At 71.7% G+C, this 18,902-nt stretch carries 21 protein-coding genes and 1 tRNA gene; 7 read left to right on the top strand and 15 right to left on the bottom strand.

The features are described 5' to 3' along the window. Positions 1-52: 52 nt before the first annotated feature. The 8 genes from EV386_RS12540 to EV386_RS12505 form a co-directional block, all read right to left on the bottom strand. The gene (locus EV386_RS12540) at positions 53-1,915 is read right to left on the bottom strand and encodes a putative Ig domain-containing protein (RefSeq protein WP_130415466.1); all 1,863 of its coding nucleotides are present in this window, start codon (positions 1,913-1,915) and stop codon (positions 53-55) included. Between the two features lie 343 nt (positions 1,916-2,258). Continuing rightward, complete coding sequence (locus tag EV386_RS12535) at positions 2,259-2,849, bottom strand: prepilin peptidase (protein ID WP_130415464.1); 591 nt, start codon at positions 2,847-2,849, stop codon at positions 2,259-2,261. After that, entirely contained in the window at positions 2,846-3,163 is a 318-nt protein-coding gene (locus EV386_RS12530; RefSeq protein ID WP_165399923.1) for a hypothetical protein, read from the bottom strand. The genes EV386_RS12535 and EV386_RS12530 overlap by 4 nt, the downstream gene beginning before the upstream one ends. A gap of 32 nt (positions 3,164-3,195) precedes the next feature. Beyond that, entirely contained in the window at positions 3,196-3,924 is a 729-nt protein-coding gene (locus tag EV386_RS12525) for a hypothetical protein (protein WP_130415460.1), read from the bottom strand. A 15-nt stretch (positions 3,925-3,939) separates the two neighbouring features. Beyond that, positions 3,940-4,941 (bottom strand): M15 family metallopeptidase, encoded by a 1,002-nt coding sequence (locus EV386_RS12520; RefSeq protein WP_130415458.1) that lies wholly within the window; start codon positions 4,939-4,941, stop codon positions 3,940-3,942. A 326-nt stretch (positions 4,942-5,267) separates the two neighbouring features. Next, positions 5,268-6,344, bottom strand: a complete 1,077-nt coding sequence (locus EV386_RS12515; RefSeq protein WP_130415456.1) for a DUF3631 domain-containing protein — start codon at positions 6,342-6,344, stop codon at positions 5,268-5,270. After that, complete coding sequence (locus EV386_RS12510) at positions 6,341-6,643, bottom strand: hypothetical protein (protein ID WP_130415454.1); 303 nt, start codon at positions 6,641-6,643, stop codon at positions 6,341-6,343. The genes EV386_RS12515 and EV386_RS12510 overlap by 4 nt, the downstream gene beginning before the upstream one ends. Then, on the bottom strand, positions 6,640-6,870 hold the full coding sequence (locus tag EV386_RS12505) for a hypothetical protein (RefSeq protein ID WP_130415452.1): 231 nt from the start codon (positions 6,868-6,870) through the stop codon (positions 6,640-6,642). The genes EV386_RS12510 and EV386_RS12505 overlap by 4 nt, the downstream gene beginning before the upstream one ends. Before the next feature lie 252 nt (positions 6,871-7,122). On the opposite strand from EV386_RS12505, the gene EV386_RS12500 reads away from it, so the two are divergent. Together EV386_RS12500 and EV386_RS12495 are read left to right on the top strand one after the other, a co-directional pair. Continuing rightward, positions 7,123-7,332 (top strand): helix-turn-helix domain-containing protein, encoded by a 210-nt coding sequence (locus EV386_RS12500; protein ID WP_130415450.1) that lies wholly within the window; start codon positions 7,123-7,125, stop codon positions 7,330-7,332. Beyond that, positions 7,329-8,570: a site-specific integrase gene (locus EV386_RS12495; protein ID WP_130415448.1), complete on the top strand. Its 1,242-nt coding sequence runs from the start codon at positions 7,329-7,331 to the stop codon at positions 8,568-8,570. The genes EV386_RS12500 and EV386_RS12495 overlap by 4 nt, the downstream gene beginning before the upstream one ends. Before the next feature lie 97 nt (positions 8,571-8,667). Here the strand turns inward: EV386_RS12495 and EV386_RS12490 are convergent. The 3 genes from EV386_RS12490 to EV386_RS12480 form a co-directional block, all read right to left on the bottom strand. Next, positions 8,668-8,744: transfer RNA gene (locus EV386_RS12490), tRNA-Pro, on the bottom strand. A gap of 90 nt (positions 8,745-8,834) precedes the next feature. Continuing rightward, complete coding sequence (locus tag EV386_RS12485) at positions 8,835-9,809, bottom strand: metallophosphoesterase (protein WP_130415446.1); 975 nt, start codon at positions 9,807-9,809, stop codon at positions 8,835-8,837. Next, positions 9,806-12,172, bottom strand: a complete 2,367-nt coding sequence (locus tag EV386_RS12480) for a transglycosylase domain-containing protein (protein ID WP_130415444.1) — start codon at positions 12,170-12,172, stop codon at positions 9,806-9,808. Before EV386_RS12480 ends, EV386_RS12485 begins: the two co-directional genes overlap by 4 nt. A 143-nt stretch (positions 12,173-12,315) precedes the next feature. On the opposite strand from EV386_RS12480, the gene sp36 reads away from it, so the two are divergent. Together sp36 and EV386_RS12470 are read left to right on the top strand one after the other, a co-directional pair. Continuing rightward, a complete protein-coding gene (sp36, locus tag EV386_RS12475) occupies positions 12,316-12,480 on the top strand; it encodes a Sp36 family protein (RefSeq protein ID WP_130415442.1) in 165 nt (54 codons plus the stop codon). Continuing rightward, positions 12,480-12,950 carry a RidA family protein gene (locus EV386_RS12470; protein WP_207216532.1) on the top strand — a complete coding sequence of 157 codons (471 nt, stop codon included), beginning with the start codon at positions 12,480-12,482 and terminating at the stop codon, positions 12,948-12,950. Before sp36 ends, EV386_RS12470 begins: the two co-directional genes overlap by 1 nt. 274 nt (positions 12,951-13,224) lie before the next feature. Here the strand turns inward: EV386_RS12470 and EV386_RS12465 are convergent, their stop codons facing one another. Next, positions 13,225-13,902, bottom strand: a complete 678-nt coding sequence (locus EV386_RS12465) for a Crp/Fnr family transcriptional regulator (protein ID WP_130415438.1) — start codon at positions 13,900-13,902, stop codon at positions 13,225-13,227. A gap of 182 nt (positions 13,903-14,084) precedes the next feature. Here EV386_RS12465 and nth point away from each other — a divergent pair, with 182 nt between their 5' ends. After that, positions 14,085-14,870, top strand: coding sequence for an endonuclease III (gene nth, locus EV386_RS12460; RefSeq protein ID WP_130416922.1), 786 nt, complete (start codon positions 14,085-14,087; stop codon positions 14,868-14,870). A 38-nt stretch (positions 14,871-14,908) separates the two neighbouring features. On the opposite strand, the gene EV386_RS12455 is transcribed toward nth, so the two are convergent. Next, positions 14,909-15,844: an alpha/beta fold hydrolase gene (locus tag EV386_RS12455; RefSeq protein WP_130415436.1), complete on the bottom strand. Its 936-nt coding sequence runs from the start codon at positions 15,842-15,844 to the stop codon at positions 14,909-14,911. Further along, complete coding sequence (locus tag EV386_RS12450) at positions 15,844-16,590, bottom strand: response regulator transcription factor (RefSeq protein WP_242607951.1); 747 nt, start codon at positions 16,588-16,590, stop codon at positions 15,844-15,846. The genes EV386_RS12455 and EV386_RS12450 overlap by 1 nt, the downstream gene beginning before the upstream one ends. Positions 16,591-16,775: 185 nt before the next feature. On the opposite strand from EV386_RS12450, the gene EV386_RS12445 reads away from it, so the two are divergent. Further along, positions 16,776-17,513, top strand: a complete 738-nt coding sequence (locus tag EV386_RS12445) for a hypothetical protein (protein ID WP_242607950.1) — start codon at positions 16,776-16,778, stop codon at positions 17,511-17,513. 30 nt (positions 17,514-17,543) lie between these two features. Here the strand turns inward: EV386_RS12445 and EV386_RS12440 are convergent, their stop codons facing one another. Next, positions 17,544-18,218, bottom strand: coding sequence for a YceI family protein (locus tag EV386_RS12440; RefSeq protein ID WP_130415432.1), 675 nt, complete (start codon positions 18,216-18,218; stop codon positions 17,544-17,546). A gap of 197 nt (positions 18,219-18,415) precedes the next feature. Here EV386_RS12440 and EV386_RS12435 point away from each other — a divergent pair, with 197 nt between their 5' ends. After that, positions 18,416-18,844 (top strand): thioredoxin family protein, encoded by a 429-nt coding sequence (locus EV386_RS12435; protein WP_242607949.1) that lies wholly within the window; start codon positions 18,416-18,418, stop codon positions 18,842-18,844. Positions 18,845-18,902 lie beyond the last annotated feature (58 nt).

Below are 18,902 nucleotides of genomic sequence, written 5' to 3'. Positions count from 1 at the left end.
CCCAGGGCGGCCGCTGACCTGCCGAGCGCGGTCATCCGCCTCACGGCTGGGCTCATCGGTGACGTCGCTGAACCCGCGTGGCGGCGATGACGCCCGACCCCACGAGCAGGAGCGCCAGCGCCGCACCGCCGACGGCGGCCGTGTGCGCCCCGGTCAGCGGCAGAGAGCTGACCACCGGCGCAGTGGCTGTGGACGGCTCGACAGGCGGGTCTGACGGCTCGACGGGCGGGTCTGACGGCTCGACGGGCGGGTCTGAGGGCTCGACGGGCGGGTCTGACGGCTCGACGGGCGGGTCTGAGGGCTCGACGGGCGGGTCTGACGGCTCGACGGGCGGGTCTGACGGCTCGACGGGCGGGTCTGAGGGCTCGACGGGCGGGTCTGACGGCTCGACGGGCGGGTCTGAGGGCTCGACGGGCGGGTCTGACGGCTCGACGGGCGGGTCTGACGGCTCGACGGGCGGGTCTGACGGCTCGACGGGCGGGCTCGTGACCATGACCGAGTCGGCTGTCACGGTGGCCGGGGCCAAGCAGCCCGTGGTCCCCGTCACCCGCACGCTCACCGCATGGTCGAGGTCCTCGGCAGTGAGCATGTGCTGCACGCCTGTCGCGCCCTCGATCGGCTCGTCGTCGCGCAGCCACTGGTAGGCCCCCACTTGCGGGGCCGGGTCCCAGGCGCCGATGTCCGCACTCAGGCTCTGCCCGACCTCAGGCACGCCCACGAGCGCGACACCAGTCGTCTCGAACTGGGCCTGGGTCACTGTGATTGTGACCGTCACGGTGTCCGAAGTCGTCGTCGCCGTCGCTGGGCTCACCCCGTTGTAGGCCGTCACCCCCACCTCGAACGTCCCGGTCTGCGTCGCCGCCCCAGAGATCACGCCGGTGCGGGGGTCCAGCGTGAGCCCGGCGGGCAGCACACCCGACGTGAGCTGGTACCACGTCACGTCGGGCGTGCCCGTGACGCGCTCGGGGCCTACCGAGACCTCCTGACAGGTGTTGGCCGACACCGGCGCCGACCACTGGACGTCTGGCGAGGCCAGTCGCTGGAAGACGCTCACCAGGCCGGCATTCCCGGACGTCCAGTGGGCGGGTGAGCCGACGTAGATCCGCCCCGCGGCCGAGTCCACGTACAGGCCCAAGACGTTGCCAACCTCGTCGATCGGCACGCCGTAGTCAGAGGGCGAGATCACCTCGGTCAGCTCGCCGTCATCCTCGATCCGGTGCACGGCGCCGTCCCACCGGCCCACTGTGTACAGGGATCCGTCCGCATCCTGCGCCACCGAGAAGGGATCAAAAGTGCCGTACGGGTCGTGGAGCTCGCCCAACGGCAACTCGGAGTACCCGGTCCCGTCCGTCCGTATCGTCGCCAGCACTATGCTCGCGCCGTCCTCGCACGAGCGGGTGACCGTCGCGAGCGTGTCGTCGTGCGTCATGATCATGTTGTGGCTGAGTAAGTCGTCGAAGCAACCGTCATCCTCGAAGAACGAGAACTGGCCCGTGGGCGGGTCGAAGACAATGAAGCCCATGGCGCCATCACCCTGCGACCCAGGTCCGAAGCCGCGTCCGTAGATCCGCCCGCCGGAGTCGGCCACCAGCCCCGGCGAGTGGGGGCCGAACCGTAGCCCGTCGGGGGGTGTCACACGCTCCACGAAGGCGCCGTCGAACGCGAACCGATCCAGCCCCTGGGGCGAGCTCACCCACACCTGACCATCCACCGGGCCACCCAGAGCCACGGCGCCACCGACGACGCCTTCTGCGTCAACGCCGCCAGCGTCTGCGGTGTCGTACGTGGCCAACGTCTCGCCCGTCCGCGCGTCGAGACGCACGACCCTGTACTCCGGCGCCCCTGCGGAGGCGATGCCGTGCGCGAGCACAGATCCGTCCTCGGCGACCGCCAGGACATAAGGCGAGATCGGCATCTGCCACTCTTCGGCATTCAGATACGAGGTGTGCCACTCGTCGACCAGGACGACCTCACCGTCCTGACCCAAAGACGGCGGTTGCGCAGCCGCCGCGACGCCCGAGACACCCACCAGAGCCACAGTCACCCCGGTCGCGAGTCCCGCAACGAGAGCGACGCCGCGACGCCACCGCTCGCCACGCCGGACACGGCTGCGCTTGACGGAGCGGTGCTTGACGGACACCTCGGGCGAGGGGCGTGTGTCGTGCCGACCCGGTTCACCGGAACGGGAACGTCGTAGCGTCGGAGCCGCGTACGCCGAACGCAAATAACTCGCGGGTCGGACTTGTCTGAGGCCTGGACTACCTGATCGCCAAGGTCAGCGCGACGACGGCGCCGATCAGCATGTACGGCCCGAACGCGAGCGTGCGGCCTCGACCACCTCGGCCGGTCGCGATCATCGCGACGGCCGCGACCGCACCGAGGAGGAATGGCAGCACGCCCGTCCACGCCGTGGCCTGCCATGAGACCCAGCCGGCGAGGAGTCCGAGGATCGCGGCGAGCTTCACGTCGCCCAGGCCGAGGCCTCGGCCCGACGGGTCGATGAGGTTGATCGTGAGGTAGACCAGGCTCAGGGCGAGGCCGCTCAGGGCCGCGCGGGCCAGGCTCTCCCACTTGGCGGTCCCGGCGGCCGCGATGCCGAGCAGCACCAGGACCGCGGCGAAGGCCGGGTGCACGATGGCGTTCGGCAGTCGCTGGGTTCGCGCGTCGATCACACCCAGCGTGGCGCCAGCGAGGGCCGCGATGGCGAACGCGGGCGTGACCCAGGTCGACCCGGTGACCCACACGGCCCAAGCGACAGTCACGCCCGCGATCGACGCGATCGGCACGACGTGGGGGCGCACCTCGTCTCGGATCTGCCGCGCTCGGCGCGCCGCCGCGGTGGTGCTCATCCGCCCAGCGGCAGGAACGTCGTCGTCCACTCGCCGACGGTACCGGCGCCCCAGCCCGTCGCGCCCGCAAGGGAACCGAGGAGCACCATCGCGAGAAGCGCGGCACCGGCTCCGCCCGCGAAGAGCGATGTCCGTTTGCCGCCGAACGTCCCGCCCGAGGCGTGAGCCGCGACCCACCCGGCGACACCGATGATGAACGCGATCGCGCAGAGAAGGATCCCGACCCCGAGCACCGTCCCGGCGATGTCGCGCAGCGCGGTGCCCGCGGTCGGGGTGCCGACGCCGTCGAGCCACCCGAAGTCCAGGTCTGGCACGGTGACGTCTTCGCCTCGCAGGACCCGCCCGCTCATGGCAGGAGCTCTGGGTCCGAGATGACGTACCCGTCGTCGATGAACACGCTGGTGACCTCGCCGTCCGCGACCTCGAACGTCGCGAGCAGCCGCAGGCCGGGGCGGGTCCAGCCCACGCCGGTCCCGAACACGACGTCCGCGGCGAGCGTGACAACGTTCGGTGCGTCCCACTCAGCGTTGGTCTTGTCGGTGATCGCCACGACGCGCGGTAGCGCGGCGTGGATGGATGCGTTCGAGGCGATGTGCTCCAGCGCCGTTGTCGGCACGATCGTCTGCTCGACGTGGTCGGCGGCCCACTGCGCGTGGGCCCGCTCGACGGCGCGCCCCCATGGCCCCAGCGGCGCCTCGTCCTCACGCCACGTCAGCGCGGTCTCGAGCCAGCCGCGTGCCGCGGCAACTTCAGCGTCGTCGACGGGCTGGGCCGCCGACGTCGGCGCCGCGGTGGCGACGTTGCCGTCAGCGCGCCCCGCATCGGCGGCGTTGGACGCGAGGCGCTCGGCCTCCTCCCGACGAGCCCGCGCCGCCTGGTGGATGCCCGACGGCGCCGGGGTCGACGATGGCGGGGTGGTCGCCGTCGGCGCGGACCCCGTCGTCGGTCGGGCACGCGCGATGGCAGGGCCGTCGTCGGGCCGGGCGGCGAGCCACAATGCCCCCGCGAGGATGGCGCTCACCGTGAGGAGTGCGGCGACCCCGTAGGCCCTCGCGGATCGGCGTCGGGTGTGCATCGTTGGGTTCCTTCCTCAGTACCAGTGCGGGCTGTGGCGGTTCCAGAAGGCCCACGCCTCGCACGGTGTGCCGTAGCGGTCGGCGATGTAGTCGAGGCCCCAGATGATCTGGGTGCGCGGGTTGGTCTCCCAGTCGGTGCCGGCGGTGGCCATCTTCGAGCCGGGCAGGGCCTGCGGGATGCCGTAGGCGGATGACGTCGGGTTGTCGGCGTAGTGGTTCCAACCGGACTCGGCGGTCCAGAGCTGCTCCAGGCAGGCCCACTCGTCGCCCGTCCATCCCTTGTTCTGGTCGGCGAGCGTGCGTCCGAAAGCGCGGTTGCTGTCGGGGGTTCCGGCGCTGTTCGTCGGTGGGCCGAGCTGGGCGGCGGCGGGGACGAACTGCCAGTGCCAGGGCTCGGCCTTCGTGAAGTCCGGGGACTCTGGCTCTGCCCAGGTCGGGTGGAAGAACGCGAAGCGGGAACCGTTCGCCTTCATCCACGCGTACTGCTCGGAGTCGTAGTCGTCGATGCCGCCGCCGAGGTCGAAGGCGAGGCCCCAGCCGTGGTTCGAGTACCCGGGAGTGGCGGCGAGGTTGCCCTTGGCCACCTTGATGGCGACCTGGTCGGCGTAGGAGCGGTAGGAGTCGGTGACCGTGATGTCGCGGCCGAAGGTCTGCCTGTACGCGGCGTTCAGGTTCGCGAACGCGGCGACAGCGTCACACGTGGCCTGCTGGCCCGTCGCCGTCGCGATCGGGCACAGGCTCGCGGCGAGGATCTGACCGTTCTGGTAGCCGCCCCAGGCGTTCCTGAGTGGGTTGGTGTCGACGAAGGTCGACCCCTCGTTGGCGTAGACGACCGTGCCGCCCGTCTGCATCCCACCGGAGTCGACACCCACGATGTTCGTCACCACAGCCGCGACCAGGAGGATGAGGCCAGCGATCGGAGCGACGATGGCGAGCGCGACGCCGACGACGGCAGCCGTGATGACCCGGCGCCCCGTCCTACCGCGCCCTGTCCTGGCCCCTGCCCTCGCCGCCATCGTTCACCTCCCTCGCCCGAAACCTCAGGGGTGCCTCGACAGGTACATCGCCCCCACCGGGCGAAGTGGCGAGGCGATGGGCTCGTGACGCCGCAATGCGCGGCCCGCGGTCGCACGTCTCTGCCGCGCGCCTCCGTCGCGCGGGGAAGTGTCCGAACCGTCCGAGGGTGGGGTGGCCTGCGATGATGCCGGACCTGGCTCTTTCGTCGGACGGTTCAATGCGTCCGAAGTCCTGGAAGCGTCCAGGCGCTGTTCGCGCAGGCCAGGCCCGATGGCTCGGACGGAAAGGACCCTCGGGGGTGGTCGTCCCCTGTCGCGGCGGCGGTCTACTCCTGCGGGGGTTGGAGGTAGCGGTCGAACGCGTCGGTGAAGTCCGAGCGTCGGTAGCCGCGCTCGCGCATCTGGGTTGAGGGGTTGCGCCCGACGGCGATGCCGTACCTGCGCAGGAGGATGGCGAGCTTGCGACCGCTGAGGCCCTCGTCATGCCAGCGCGAGTCCGGAACGGCCATGAGGCTGGTCCGCAGGGACTCGGTGGTGATCCACTCCGATGGCAGCCGGTCGAGGAGTGCCTGGATGTCGGTGAGCAGTTCGTGGCCGACCGAGTGATCGGCGTCGACGACCGCGGCATCTTTCGTCAGCGCGACGGCGGCCGCGCGAGCCCGCCTGGGCCACGGGCCGCCAGCGAGGTCGGCGATGGCGACGAGGGGCTCCCACAGGTCTGCGGCGCGATCCTCGACGGGCAGGTCGGGCTGGGCGAGCTTGAGGGTGTCGATGTTCTCGCTGATCCAGGTGCCGACGTCGTAGCCGAGGGCCTTGAGTGGGTCGGCGTCGCGTGAGAGCCGGAACGGCTCGACGTTCTCGGAGGGCTTGCGTCGTCGCAGCCGGATATTGACCGCCCGGTCGGTGATCGTGTCCGGCAGTCGACCGATCGCGGCGAGCACGACAGGCGAGAACGTCGGCAGGTGTTCGACGGCGCGACGACCGGCGTCGTACCGGATGACGGGCGTGCCACGCTGGAAGCCGGCGTTGAGGATGCCGCGCAGGTCCTCGTTCTGCTCGGCCTTGATCTTCGTGCCGAACACCGTGTCGGCCTCGTCGAGCAGGAGCGTGATCGGGGTGTCGAGCGAGCGGTAGATGGCCGCGGTCGAGGCGTTCGCCGTCTTCATCGGTCTGTGGGACATGAGGGCGACGACCTCCATGCACCGCGTCTTGCCCGACCGTTTCTCCGGGCTGGTCAGCACGAGGCGTGGGGCGAAGTCGAACGCGTTGGCGGCGTGCGTGTAGGCGGCGAACAGGGTCACGGCGACGTAGGCGTGCTGGCTGGGCAGGACGCAGTAGCGGGCGAGCACCCCCTGGACGCGCTCGAGCAGCTCGGTGCCGATGCTCTCGTCAGGGGTGGTCACGGTCCGATCCCTTCGTCCATGCCCGCGCCCGGCTGCCAGATGAAGTCCTCAGGCACGGTGCGGAGCGCGTCGAGGACGTCGTCGATCGCCCGCCCGACGCAGGGCCCGCAGACGACACCGCCGCGGTACCCGCGCTCGGGCGAGTAGGCCTCCCAGCCGGACGGCAACCCGTAGTAGTGGTGCTCGAAGTCGGCCGCGGCTCTGTCGCCGCAGTCAAGGCACGTAACGTCGAGTGGGGCGTCGTACTCGACGCCGTCGATGTCACGACGGTGGACCGTCTCCCGCCCTGGCCCGTTCACGCCGCGCTCCCAGGAAGACCGCGGAACACCTCAGCCCGGGTGGCGTGCGAGCGGAAGCGCACGCGGGTGCGGGAGTGGATCAGCGCGTCGGTGCCGCAGGCGTGGCACGCCACGAACGCGACCGGGCCGTCGTCGGTGAAGAACGTGATGACGCCGACGGCGACGTCGTCGCACGACGCGCAACGGTGATCGGGGACCGCGCGAGTGTGCCGGTTCGCCTTGTGCATGGCCGGTTTCCCTTCTCGGGGTCGCGTCGCAGCCGGCGCGACGTTCCTGTGGGCGCTTCTGCGCCGCACGTGAGGGAGGACCCCTCGCGAGGGGAAAGCCCGTGACGGGGGTTCGGAGTAACACCGCGTGGACGCGCCCGGAGCCGCCCGCGTCCGCCTCCGTTCCTCGGTCTGTTACTCCGCCCCCGCCCCGAGGGCTTTCCCACGGCGAGGGACCTTCCCTCGGGCATCGCCGTGAAGCGTGGAGGAGCAATGACCAAGCACGAGTCGCTCACCGTGAGTGAGATCACCCCGGTGCTCTACCGGGTCGAGGAAGCCGCCCAGGCCCTGCGCATCGGGCGAACCGTCGTTTACGAGCTGATCCGCTGCGGGGCGCTGCGCACCGTCAAGGTCGGCACCCGCCGGCTCGTACCGGTCGAGGCGGTGCGCGAGTACGTCGCGAAGCTCGGCGGTGCGGCGTGAAGGAGAACGCCGCCCAGAAGAGCACTCCTCGCCGATCCCGTGGGGAGGGAGGCGTCTACTGGAACGAGAAGCGTCAGCGGTTCGTCGCAACCCGGGTCGTCGGCTACGACGATCGCGGCAAGGAGATCCGCAAGACGGGCTACGGGAAGTCGCGCTCCGCGGCGATCGATGCGGTGCGCCGGCTCGCGCGTGAGTACGAGCGTGGCCTCGCGCCCGGGGCGGACAAGGTCACCGTTGGTGACGCGGTCAAGGACTGGCTGCACTACGGCCAGGGCCAGGTGGACGAGAGCACGGTCAAGAAGCTCGAGTACGTCAGTGCCCACATTGAGGCAGGCATCGGCCAGGTTCTGCTGCGCAAGATGACGGTCAAGCACGTCGAGAAGCTCCTTGCGTCGCTCGTCGATACGCATTCGACGCGGACCATCGCGGAGGTGAAGGGCGCGCTGAACAACGCGGTGAAGAGGGCGATGGCACGCGACCAGGTGGACCGCAATGTCGTCGAGCTCGTGAAGCCGCCGCGCGGCAGAACGGGGCGCAAGTCCAAGTCCCTCACCGAGAAGCAGGCGCTCGACGTCCTGCGACTCACCAAGGGCCACTGGATGTACGCCTACATCGTGGTCTCGATGCTCTCGGGCGTCCGCACCGAGGAGATCCGCGCCCTGACGTGGGACCGAGTCAACCTCGACGCCAACCCGGTCACCGTCGAAGTCTGGCGGTCCGTCCGCAAGTCCGGGGACACCAAGACCAAGAAATCCCGTCGCACCCTCGCGATGCCGGACCTCGCGGCCGAGGCACTGCACCGACGGCACATAGAGCAGTCGGCAGCCCGCGTCAAGGCCGGCGCAGCATGGCAGGAGACGGGGTTCGTGTTCACGACGACTCTCGGAACCCCGCTCGACGCCGCCAACGTCCGGAGAGGGTTTCGCTCGGCGCTCAAGCTGGTCCCGTCCGTCAGCCCGGCCGAGTGGACACCGCGCGAGCTGCGACACTCCTTCGTGTCCCTGATGTCCGCCGGCGGCGCAGCGGTCGAGCAGATCTCGCACCTCGTGGGCCACTCCGACACGTCAACGACTGAACTGATCTACCGGCACGACCTGCGGCCCGTACTCCAGACCGGAGCAACCTTCATGAACGATTTCGCCCCGGTCGCCGAGGTCGGCCCCGGCTGGCACATGGAACCGCTGTTCCGCATGCCGGGCGGCGGAGCGCCCAACGAAGGAGTCGGTTCGGATCCGTAATGAAGCAGTTCGTGAAGCACCCCCACCGGGAACCTTCCCCGGCAACGCGAAAGGCCCTCATCACCCAGCGTTTCCGCTGGTCAGAGGGCCTTTCGGCTGGTCGGGGTGACAGGATTTGAACCTGCGACCTCTTCGTCCCGAACGAAGCGCGCTACCAAGCTGCGCCACACCCCGATGGACTACTCCATGGTCCGCACGGTCGAGCCGCGCGGTGGAGCCTGCACAGCATAGCCGAGCATGGGCCGTGGACGAAAACCGGTTCGCTCAGTGGGCCGTGAGCGTGAGCAGTGTCGCCTCGGGGCGGCAGGCGAAGCGCACGGGCGTGTACGGCGAGGTGCCTGCTCCGGCGGAGACGTGGAGCCACACGGACCCGGCTCCGGCGGGGGAGTCGGGGCGCGCCCCGGGCCAGCCGTGCAGTCCCGAGGCCCGACGGCGGTCGAGGTCGCAGTTGGTCACGAGCGCGCCGAAGCCGGGCACGCGCAACTGCCCGCCGTGGGTGTGGCCGGCCAGGATGAGTTCGGCTCCGTCGGCGCGGAGGTCGTCGAGCACCCGCTTGTAGGGGGCGTGCGTCACCCCCACGTGCAGCACGGCGCCGTCGGCGCCGACAGCGACACCGTCGGTCACGCCCGACAGCCCGGTGCCCGCCGGTCGCGGCGGCATGACGTCGAGGTCCATGTGCGGGTCGTCGGTGCCCACGAACGTCAGCGTGCGCCCGTCGGCGAGCTCGACGGCGTCGCGCCGGTTGTCGAGGTCTTTCCACCCCGCGGCGGTGAAGGCGGCGGTGAGGCGGTTCCACGGCAGGGGCGTGAGCTGTCCGCGGTGGCCGCGCGAGTCGGGTCGCAGATAGCGGGCGGGGTTCTTGGGGGAGGGCGCCCAGTAGTCGTTGGAGCCCATGACGAACGCGCCCGGCGCCGACGCGAGCAGCGGGCCGAGCGCGTCGAGCAGCGGCTCGACGGCGTCGACGTGGGCCAGGTTGTCGCCGGTGTCGATGACGAGGTCGGGGCGCAGGTCGGCGAGCGACCGGATCCAGTCGAGTTTGCGGTGTTGGCGCGGCGTCACATGCAGGTCGCTGATGTGCAGCACACGCACGTCGGGTTGCCCCTCGGGCAGCACGGGAACGCTCACGTGCCGCACCGTGAACAACTTGGTCTCGGCGTACGCGTAGGTCAGCCCGGCCGCGCCGGTGGCGAGGACTCCTGCGACGACGCCCAGTGCCCGGCGCGCCGCTGGGGCGTTCAGCGTCCGCCTCCGTTGCCGTTGCCGTGCCCGGCGCCGTGGCTCGCGCCGCCGATCCCGTCGAGCCAGTTCGTCAGCGAGTTGCTCTCGGCGCTCGCGCCCGCCCCGTCGCCGTCACCGGCGCCGTCCTGTGGTTCGGCGGGCGGCTCGGTGGGCTTGGGCGGCGCGGGCGGCGTGCCGATCAGCGCGGGGTCCGCGGCCGGGAAGTCGACGACGGGCGCGTTCGCGAGCGCCTGGTCCATGTAGTCCTTCCACAGCGGCGCGGCGAGCGTGCTGCCGTACAGCGGTCGGATGCGCCGGCCGTTGAAGTCGATGTTGAGGTGCGAGACCTCGCCGGTCGCCTCGCCGACCCACACGGAGGTGACGAGCTGAGGCGTGAACCCGGTGAACCACGTCTGCGAGGACTCGTTGTTGGTGCCGGTCTTGCCCGCGGCGATGTGGCCGTTCGCGAGGCCGTTGCCGCGCGCGGTGCCCATCGTCAGGACGTTCTTCATGGCGTACACGACGGTCGAGGCGATGTTGCTCGGCAGGGCGTTGGGGTCGCAGTTCGCCGACGGCACCGGCAGTTGCGTGCCGTCGGGCGAGACCACCTCGGTGATGGCGATCGGCGAGCAGTAGGTGCCGTTGCTCGCGAGCGTCGCGAACGCGGAGGCGAGCTGGAGCGGCGACGTCGTCTGCGTGCCGATGATCATCGACGGCGTGACGAAGATGTCGTCCTTGGTGGGGTTGTACAGCGTGCTGGCGCCCTCGCCCGGGGCGGACCCGGGCTTGGTCGTGGGCCTAAAGCCCATGCTCCAGGCGGTGTCGCGCAGGCTGCACAGGTCGAGCTGGGTCGACATGGTCGCGTAAGCGGTGTTGACCGAGTTGTAGGTGGCCTTGAGCACCGACATGCTGCCGCTGCCGGAGCCGTCGGAGTTCGCCGGCCCCCACGCGTCCGCCTGGCGGCTGGAGAACGGGCCGCGGCACGACGCGTGCCACGTGGTCTGCAGGCGCTTGACCTTGTTCGCGCTGACCACCTCGTTGAGGGTGTGGCCCTCCTTGAGCCACTCGGCCAGCACGAACGGCTTGAAGTTCGATCCGGGCTGGAACCCCTTGGACGCGCCATGGGCGGGGTCGGCGGCGTAGTTGACCGCCGTGGTGCCGGGCTCGGGGTCGGTGCTCGGGTCGTACGGCACGTTCTGCGCCATCGCGAGGATCTTGCCGGTGCCCGGCTCGACCGAGACGATCGCGGCCTCCAGTCCGGCGGTGTTGCCGTTGGGCACGTGGGCGCTGACCTGCTGCGCGGCCGCGGCCTGCTTGTCGGGGTCGAGCGTCGTGGTGATCTTGAGGCCGCCGCGGTAGAGCAGTTCGCGGCGGTCGTCCTGCGTCTCACCGAACTCGGGGCTGTTCATGATGGTCGCGATCACGTAGGAGCAGAAGAACGCGGAGCCCTCGGCGGCCTGGCATCCCACGGGCACCGGGGTGACGTGCAGGGTGTCGGCGATGGGGGTGTTGCGGGCGTCCTGCCACTCGTCGCGCGTCTCGATGTAGCCGAGCTGCCACATCTTGTTGAGCACGAGGTTGCGGCGCTCCTCGGCCAGGTCGGGGTTGCGGGTCGGGTCGAACTTGCTCGGCGCCTTGGTGATGCCGGCGATGGTCGCCGCCTCGACGAGCGTGAGGTCCTTGGCCGACTTGTTGAAGAAGTACCGCGCGGCGGTCTCGACGCCGTAGATGCTGTTGGCGCCGAACTGCGCGACGTTGAGGTACCCCTGAAGGATCTCGTCCTTGGTCATCGACTTCTCGAGCGCGATGGCGTACTTCATCTCGCGCACCTTGCGCGCGTTGGTGTCCTCGTTGGCGTCGATGACGCCGAACGGGTCACCCGACTGTTCGGCCTGGTCGATGAGCACGTTCTTGACGTACTGCTGCGTGAGTGTCGAGGCGCCCTGCTTGGCGCCGCGCTGCAGGTTGTTGACGGCGGCGCGCAGGATGCCCTGGGGGTCGACGCCGCCGTGCTCGTAGAAGCGCTGGTCCTCGATCGCGACGACGGCGTTGCGCATCACCTCGGAGACGTCGGCCAGCGGCACGACGATGCGGTTCTGCGCGTAGAAGGTGGCCAGCGTGGCGCCGTTGGCGGAGTAGACGGTCGAGGCCTGGGACAGCGGCCCGGGCTTGAGCTCGTCGGGAACCTCGTCGAACAGGGTGATCGTCTGGTCGGTCGCGGTGTTCGCTGCGGCCGCGAACGGCAGGGTGAGGCCGGCGGCGAGCACGCCGCCCGCGGTGGCCAGGAGCACGAAGGCCAGCAGGAGCGCGACCAGTTGGGTCGCGGGGACCGTCCGGGTGATTCTTCGGGGCTCGTGCGGGCTCGCGACTCTTCCACCTGCCATGCGTGCCAGGGTACGTGGTGGGGTCCGGACGGCGTCGCGCAGGCGCTCGATCACGTGTGCAGGTCCTGTGGAAAGGCGTGGTGGGTGGCCGGACGGCGTGCCCGCCGCGCTCGGGACGCCGCCGCGCGACTATCTTGGGGCGCATGGCCACGACGTGGGAATACGCGACGATCCCCCTGCTGATCCACAACACCAAGGCGATCCTCGACCAATGGGGCGCCGACGGTTGGGAGCTGGTGCAGGTGGTTCCTGGACCGGATGGGACGGGCCTGGTGGCCTACCTCAAGCGCCCGGCGGGTGAGCGCTGATGAGCGTCGAGGACCGGCTCGCCGAGTTGGGCGTCACGCTGCCCGACGTCGCCGCGCCCGTCGCGGCGTACGTCCCGGCCGTGCGCAGCGGCGCCTACGTCTACACCTCGGGCCAGCTCCCGTTCGTCGACGGCGTCCTGCCCGCCACGGGCAAGGTCGGCGTCGGCGAGGGCCTTGTCAGCCCCGAGGACGCGGCGGGCTACGCCCGCCAGTGCGCGCTCAACGCCCTCGCCGCGGTCAAGTCGCTGGTGGGCTCGCTCGACGACGTCGCGCGCGTCGTCAAGGTCGTCGGCTTCGTCGCCTCCGACCCGGGGTTCGCCGGGCAGCCGGGGGTCATCAACGGCGCCTCGACGGTGCTCGGTGAGATCTTCGGTGACGCCGGCGTGCACGCCCGCAGCGCCGTCGGCGTCGCCGTACTGCCCCTGGACTCCCCGGTCGAGGTCGAACTCCTCATCGAGCTCAAGCAGTAACCGACACCGCGCCACCGCGCCGCCCAGACCACGGCGCGCCGAACAACGAAGCAGACGACAGGGGCCTTCGAGGCCCGGCCGTAGCACTCCCGACGTGGAGCGCCCCTTGGGGCGCGTGAGCCCGGAACGAAGCTGACGACAGGGGCCTTCGAGGCCCGGCCGTAGCACTCCCGAAGTGGAGCGCCCCCTGGGGCGCGTGAACGCGGCCGGGCCTCGAAGGCCCCTGTCGTCTGCGCCCCAGCCAAGAGGCCAGAGCGAGGCCGAGCAACCGACCTCAGCGCGCCCGCCGCTCCAAGCGGTCGATGTCGAGCAGGACGACGGCGCGGCCCTCGCGGCGCACCCACCCGCGCCCCGCGAAGTCGGCGAGCGCCTTGTTGACGGTCTCGCGCGAGGCGCCGACGAGTTGCGCGAGCTCCTCCTGCGTGAGGTCGTGGGCGACGCGCACGCCCTCCTCGGACGGCTCGCCGAACCGCGTCGACAGGTCGAGCAGCGCCTTGGCGACGCGGCCGGGCACGTCGGAGAACACGAGGTCGGCCAGGGTCTCGTTGGTGCGGCGCAGGCGGCGGGCCAACGCGCCGAGCAGGTGCGTGGCGACCTGCGGGTGCTGGTTGACCCAGGCGACCAGCGCCTGGTGGCGCAGCTCGTAGACCACGGAGTCGGCGACCGAGGACGCCGTCGCCGTGCGGGGGCCCGGGTCGAACAGGGACAGCTCGCCGAACATCTCACCGGGGCCCAGCACCGACAGCAGGTTCTCGCGCCCGTCGCTGGAGCGGCGCCCCAGCTTGATCTTGCCCTGCGCGATCACGTACAGCCGGTCGCCCGGCTCACCCTCACGGAAGAGCACGTCGCTGCGCGACAGCTCGACCGGGACCATGGTCTCGAGCAGGGTCCGCGACTCCGCGTCGTCCATGTCGGCGAAGAGGGGGGCGGAGAGCACGACGGTGTCGTCCACGTGGGGTTCCTCACGTTCTTGGGGGCGGGGTGTGGCACAGCCCGCCCGCAGGTGAAATGTGTTCCAGTTATCAAGTTTGCCTCACACCGGCGGTTTTGCTGGTCCAGGTGGCGTCCGGGGCGCGACCGACGGTGCCGTGCAGGTCGGTGTCAGAGGGTGTGGGTACGCTGCCCGACGTGCCGATGACGCAACGCACGACGCAGCCCGCAGCGCACCCGCCCACGACGCGGCGGGCGAGCGGGCAGGGCTCCGAGCCGGGGCCGACGCCGACGGGGGAGTCGCGGCTGGCGCTGGTGCGCCGCGCGCGCCGGATCGACCGCGAGCTGGCGGTCACCTACCCCGACGCCCGCGCGGAGCTGGACTTCGCGACGCCGCTGGAACTGCTCGTCGCCACGGTGCTCAGCGCGCAGACGACCGATGTGCGCGTCAATGCGACCACGCCCGTGCTGTTCGCGCGCTACCCGACGGCGGCCGCCTACGCCGGCGCCGAGCCCGCCGCGCTGGAGGAGATCCTCAAGCCGCTGGGCTTCTTCCGCGCCAAGACGCGCGCCGTGATCGGGCTCGGCCAGGCGTTGGTCGAGCGGTTCGACGGCGAGGTGCCGCCGCGGCTCGATGATCTGGTGACGTTGCCGGGTGTCGGACGCAAGACGGCCAACGTGGTGCTCGGCAACGCGTTCGGCGTGCCGGGCATCACCGTGGACACGCACTTCGGGCGGCTCGCGCGCCGCTTCGGCTGGACGACGTCGGACGACCCGGTCAAGGTCGAGCACGAGGTGGGCGAGCTGATCCCGAAGCGGGATTGGACGATGCTCAGCCACCACGTGGTGTGGCACGGGCGGCGCGTCTGCCACGCCAAGCGGCCCGCGTGCGGCGCCTGCCCGGTCGCGGCGTGGTGCCCGTCGTACGGCGTGGGCGAGACGGCGCCGGACGCCGCGGCCAAACTCGTCAAGCAGGGGCCGCCGCGCTGACGACGGCGCAGGCGACTCGCCGCAGCCCTGCGGGGCCGTCAGCGTGCGGCGCGGGGCAGCCAGTCGAGCAGCAGGTCGGTGACCTGCGTGGGGGCCTCCTCCGCCAGGAAGTGCCCGGCGCCGTCGACCACCTCGAAGCGGAAGTCGCGCGCGAATGCGGCGCCGTCGGCGTCGGCGCGCTCGCGGCGCACGATGCGGTCGAGCTCGCCGTGGGCCTGGAGCGTCGGCACCCCCAGCACGCGCCGCACCGCGGCCGTGAACCGGCGCCCGTCCAGGCGCGGCGTCGAGCGCACGATCCAGCGCAGCGACTCGGCCGCGCAGTGTGCGGCGAAGGGGATGCGCAGCACCGTGCGGTACAACTCGACCGCCTCGGGGTCGAGCGGCCGCGCGGCGCCCAGCGCGAAGTAGCGCTCCAGCACGTCCGAGTCGCGCAGGCGCCGCTCCGGCAGGGTGGGCACCTGCGCGAGCGCGAGCAGCCGCAGCGCGCGCGGCGTGATCTGCTGCGCCAGCGACAGGTGCACGTGCGCGGGGTGGGGGCACGAGAGCGCGGCGACGCCGGCGGTCATGGCGGGCTGCAGCGCCGCCATCGACCAGGCGACCGATCCGCCCGTGCCGTGCCCGACGACGATCGCGCGGTCGTGCCCGAGCGAGCGCACCACGCCCGCGACGTCGCGTGTGCGCGTCGGGGTGTCGTAGCCGGACGGAGGCTTGTCGGAGGCCGCCACCCCGCGCAGGTCCATCGCGGCGACGCAGTACCCGGCCTCGGCGAGCGCGGTGATCTGGTGGCGCCAGGTCCACCAGAACTGCCCGAAGCTGTGCAGCAGCACGACCAGCGGCGCGGTCGCCGACGCGGTGCGCTCCGGCCCGGCCAGCGCGACGTGGAACCGCGACCCGTTGGCGGGCACGAACTCGTGCCGCCAAGGCCCCTCGACCAGGGCGGACGAGTAGTCCGCGACCTCCCGCGCCTCCGACATCAGCCGACCGCTCGGGTCGGGGCGGGCGTCTCGTCGGCGGTCGCGACGCCGCCCTCCTCGTGGCTGGGGCGCTCCTTGGGCGGGTCGAAGCGGTAGCCGACGTTGCGCACCGTGCCGATGAGCTGGTCGTGCTCGGGGCCGAGCTTGGCGCGCAGGCGGCGCACGTGGACGTCGACGGTGCGCGTGCCGCCGTAGTAGTCGTAGCCCCACACCTCCTGCAGGAGTTGGGCGCGGGTGAACACGCGCCCGGGGTGCTGGACCAGGTACTTGAGCAGCTCGAACTCCTTGTAGGTGAGGTCGATGGGCCGCCCGCGCAGCCGGGCCGTGTAGCCGCCGGCGTCGATCGCGAGGTCGCCCGCCGAGATCTCCTCGGGGCCGTCGTCGATGGCGCCGCGCGCGGACCGCTCCATCACCAGGCGCAGCCGCGCCTCGACCTCGGCGGGCGAGGCGTGCTCCAGCAACAGGTCGTCGGCGCCCCACTCGTGCGTGACGACGGTCAGGCCGCCCTCGGTCAGCACCAGCACGAGCGGCACGTCGAGGCCGGTCGCGTGCAGCAGGCGGCACGTCGTGCGCGCGGCGACCAGGTCGCGCCGCGCGTCGAGCAGCACGACGTCGGACTCCGGGGCGTCGACCAGCGCGGACGGCTCCATGGGGAGCACGCGCACGTGGTGCGAGAGGAGCCCGAGCGCGGGCAGCACGTCGACCGACCCGCCCGTCACAGGCGTGAGGATCAACAGTTCTGCCATCCGTGTCCCTCTCGGTCCATCGTTTCCGTCAGGTGTCGGTCTGTCGACAAACTACCGCCCTGCGCGTGCGTCCACACAGATCGGGCGTGCCTCTGATGGCGCAGTGTGCACCGGCTGTGTGTCCGGCGTGTGTCATGCACGACCCGTGGACGCGGGCGGCGGGGCCGTCCGGGATACTCGTTCCCGTGACCCTGAGCACCCGCGCCGTGACGACCGCCGTCCTCGCCGCAGCCGTCGCCAGCGCCGCGTACCTGGGAACAGCCCCGCTGGTCGCCCTGACCGTGGTGCTCGTCGTGCTGCTCGGGGTCGGGTGGCCGGCGCTGTCCGCGGCGCCCGCGAGAGGTGGCGCGACGATCGTGGTGGTCGCCGCCGGCCTCGGCGCGGCCGCGGTCGCCTGGCGCACGCAGGGCGAGCCCGTGCTGCGGCACCTGCCGATCGTCGTCGCGATGTCGCTCGTGCTCGCGTTCCTCGCCGAGATGCTGCGGCGCGACGGGCGCCCGCGCCTGGTGGAGTCGGTCAGCGGCTCGGTCGCGGGCGCGTTCGTCGCAGTCGCCGCCTCGGGGTGGATCGCGGCGCAGCGCTCGGTGGGCGGGTCGGCGCTGGTCGTCACGGCCGCCGTCGCGATCGCGGTCGCCGCGGTGGTCGCGGCGCTCCCGATCGCGCGCGGGTGGTGGGGCGCCCTGGTGGCCGTCGCGCTCGCGGCCGTGGCCGGGGCGGGGGTGGGCGCCGTCGTGCCCGACGTCGAGCCGCTGACGGGGCTGGTCGCCGGCGTCGTGAGCGGGCTGGGCGTGGGCGCCCTGCGCATCCTGTTCGCGCGGCTGCCGGGCGTGACCGGGGTGCGCGCGGGCCTGGCGGCCGCCGTCGTGCCGGTGGCCGTCGGCGGAATGCTCGTGTTCGCCGTCGGGCGCGTGCTGCTGGGCTGAGGCGGCTGAGGCCGCTGAGGCGCGGCCCGGTCAGTCGCGGGTCGTGACGCCGTCCGAGCGGATGAACTCGCCGGACAGCTCCAGGCGCACCGTCTTGGCCACCAGCACGCCCCCGGCCTCCAACGCCACGTTCCACAGCAGCCCGTAGGCCTCGCGGTCGATCTGCGCGGTCGCGGAGAAGCCCCAGATGTCGCGGCCGTACAGGTCGCGGCGCGCGCCCCCGTACTCGACGTCGAGCGTCACGGGCAGCGTGGTCACGCGGATCGTCAGGTCGCCGTGGAGCTGGAACCGGGGGGTGGGCCGTGTCGCCGCGGCGGGCACGCTCGCGCGTCCCGGCACGTGACCCTTCAGGCGCGCCCACGAGAAGATCGGGTCGGCCTGCGGCTGCCACGTCATGCCCGTCGAGCGGAACGTGATGGTCGGGTGGTTGGCGGCGTCGAGGAAGTCGCCGCTCTTGAGGTGCCCGTCACGCTCGGCGTTGTCGGTGTCGATCGACGCCGACTCGAGGGTCGCGCTCGCCGAGGACTCCAACGGGTCGTCCGCGATCCACACCTGCGCTGCGCCCTGAGTGAACTCGCCGCGCACGGTGCTGACCATCATGTGGGTCGCGTTGAAGCCGAGGCGCATGTGCTCGGCGTCCAGGTGATAGGGGCCCGGAGCAGGGATGACGAGGTCGTTCCAGGTGCGCAGCGGCAGGTCGGTCATCTGAGGCTCCCCATGACGTGGTGTGGCTGATGTCGACGCTGAGACCCCGGCGCCCATCATGCGGACGCGCGTTGGTGAGCATGTGGACGCAGGGGGGATCATTGATCGCCGAGCGGGTGTCACTCTATAGATTGATCTTTCAACTCCAATACCGCGCCAGCCGCCGATGCGGCCAACGCGTCCCGGAAGGAGCTCACGTGCCTCAGGCCCTCGCGCTCGTCGCGCTCCTGGCCGTGACCACGGCGATCGGCGCCGTGTGGCGCACCCGGCAAGGCCGCGTGCGCGTGACCGCGCCCGCCGAGGCGACCACGGGCCCAGCCACCGCCGACCGGTGGGCCGCGCTCGGCGTCGCGCTCGGCGCGCGCGTGACGTTCGTCCAGCTCTCGGCCGAGGTGTGCGCCCCGTGCCGGGCCACGGCGCGCGTGCTGCGCGCGCTGGCCGCGGCCGAGGACGGCGTCACCCACCACGAGCTCGACGTCGACGCGCACCTCGACCTCGTCACGCGGCTGCGCGTGCTGACCACCCCGACCGTGCTGGTGCTCGACCCCGACGGCGTCGAGATCGCGCGCGCGAGCGGCGCCATGACACCCGCCCAGGCCCGCGCCGCACTCGCCCTGTGTCCCTGAAAAACCCGGTGTCCCTGACGGCGCCAGGTGTCCCTGACGGCGCCGGCCGGCGCCCGTA

The organism is Xylanimonas ulmi (assembly GCF_004216535.1).
Lineage (GTDB): Bacteria > Actinomycetota > Actinomycetes > Actinomycetales > Cellulomonadaceae > Xylanimonas > Xylanimonas ulmi.
This window is presented reverse-complemented; position numbering and strand designations above follow the sequence as displayed.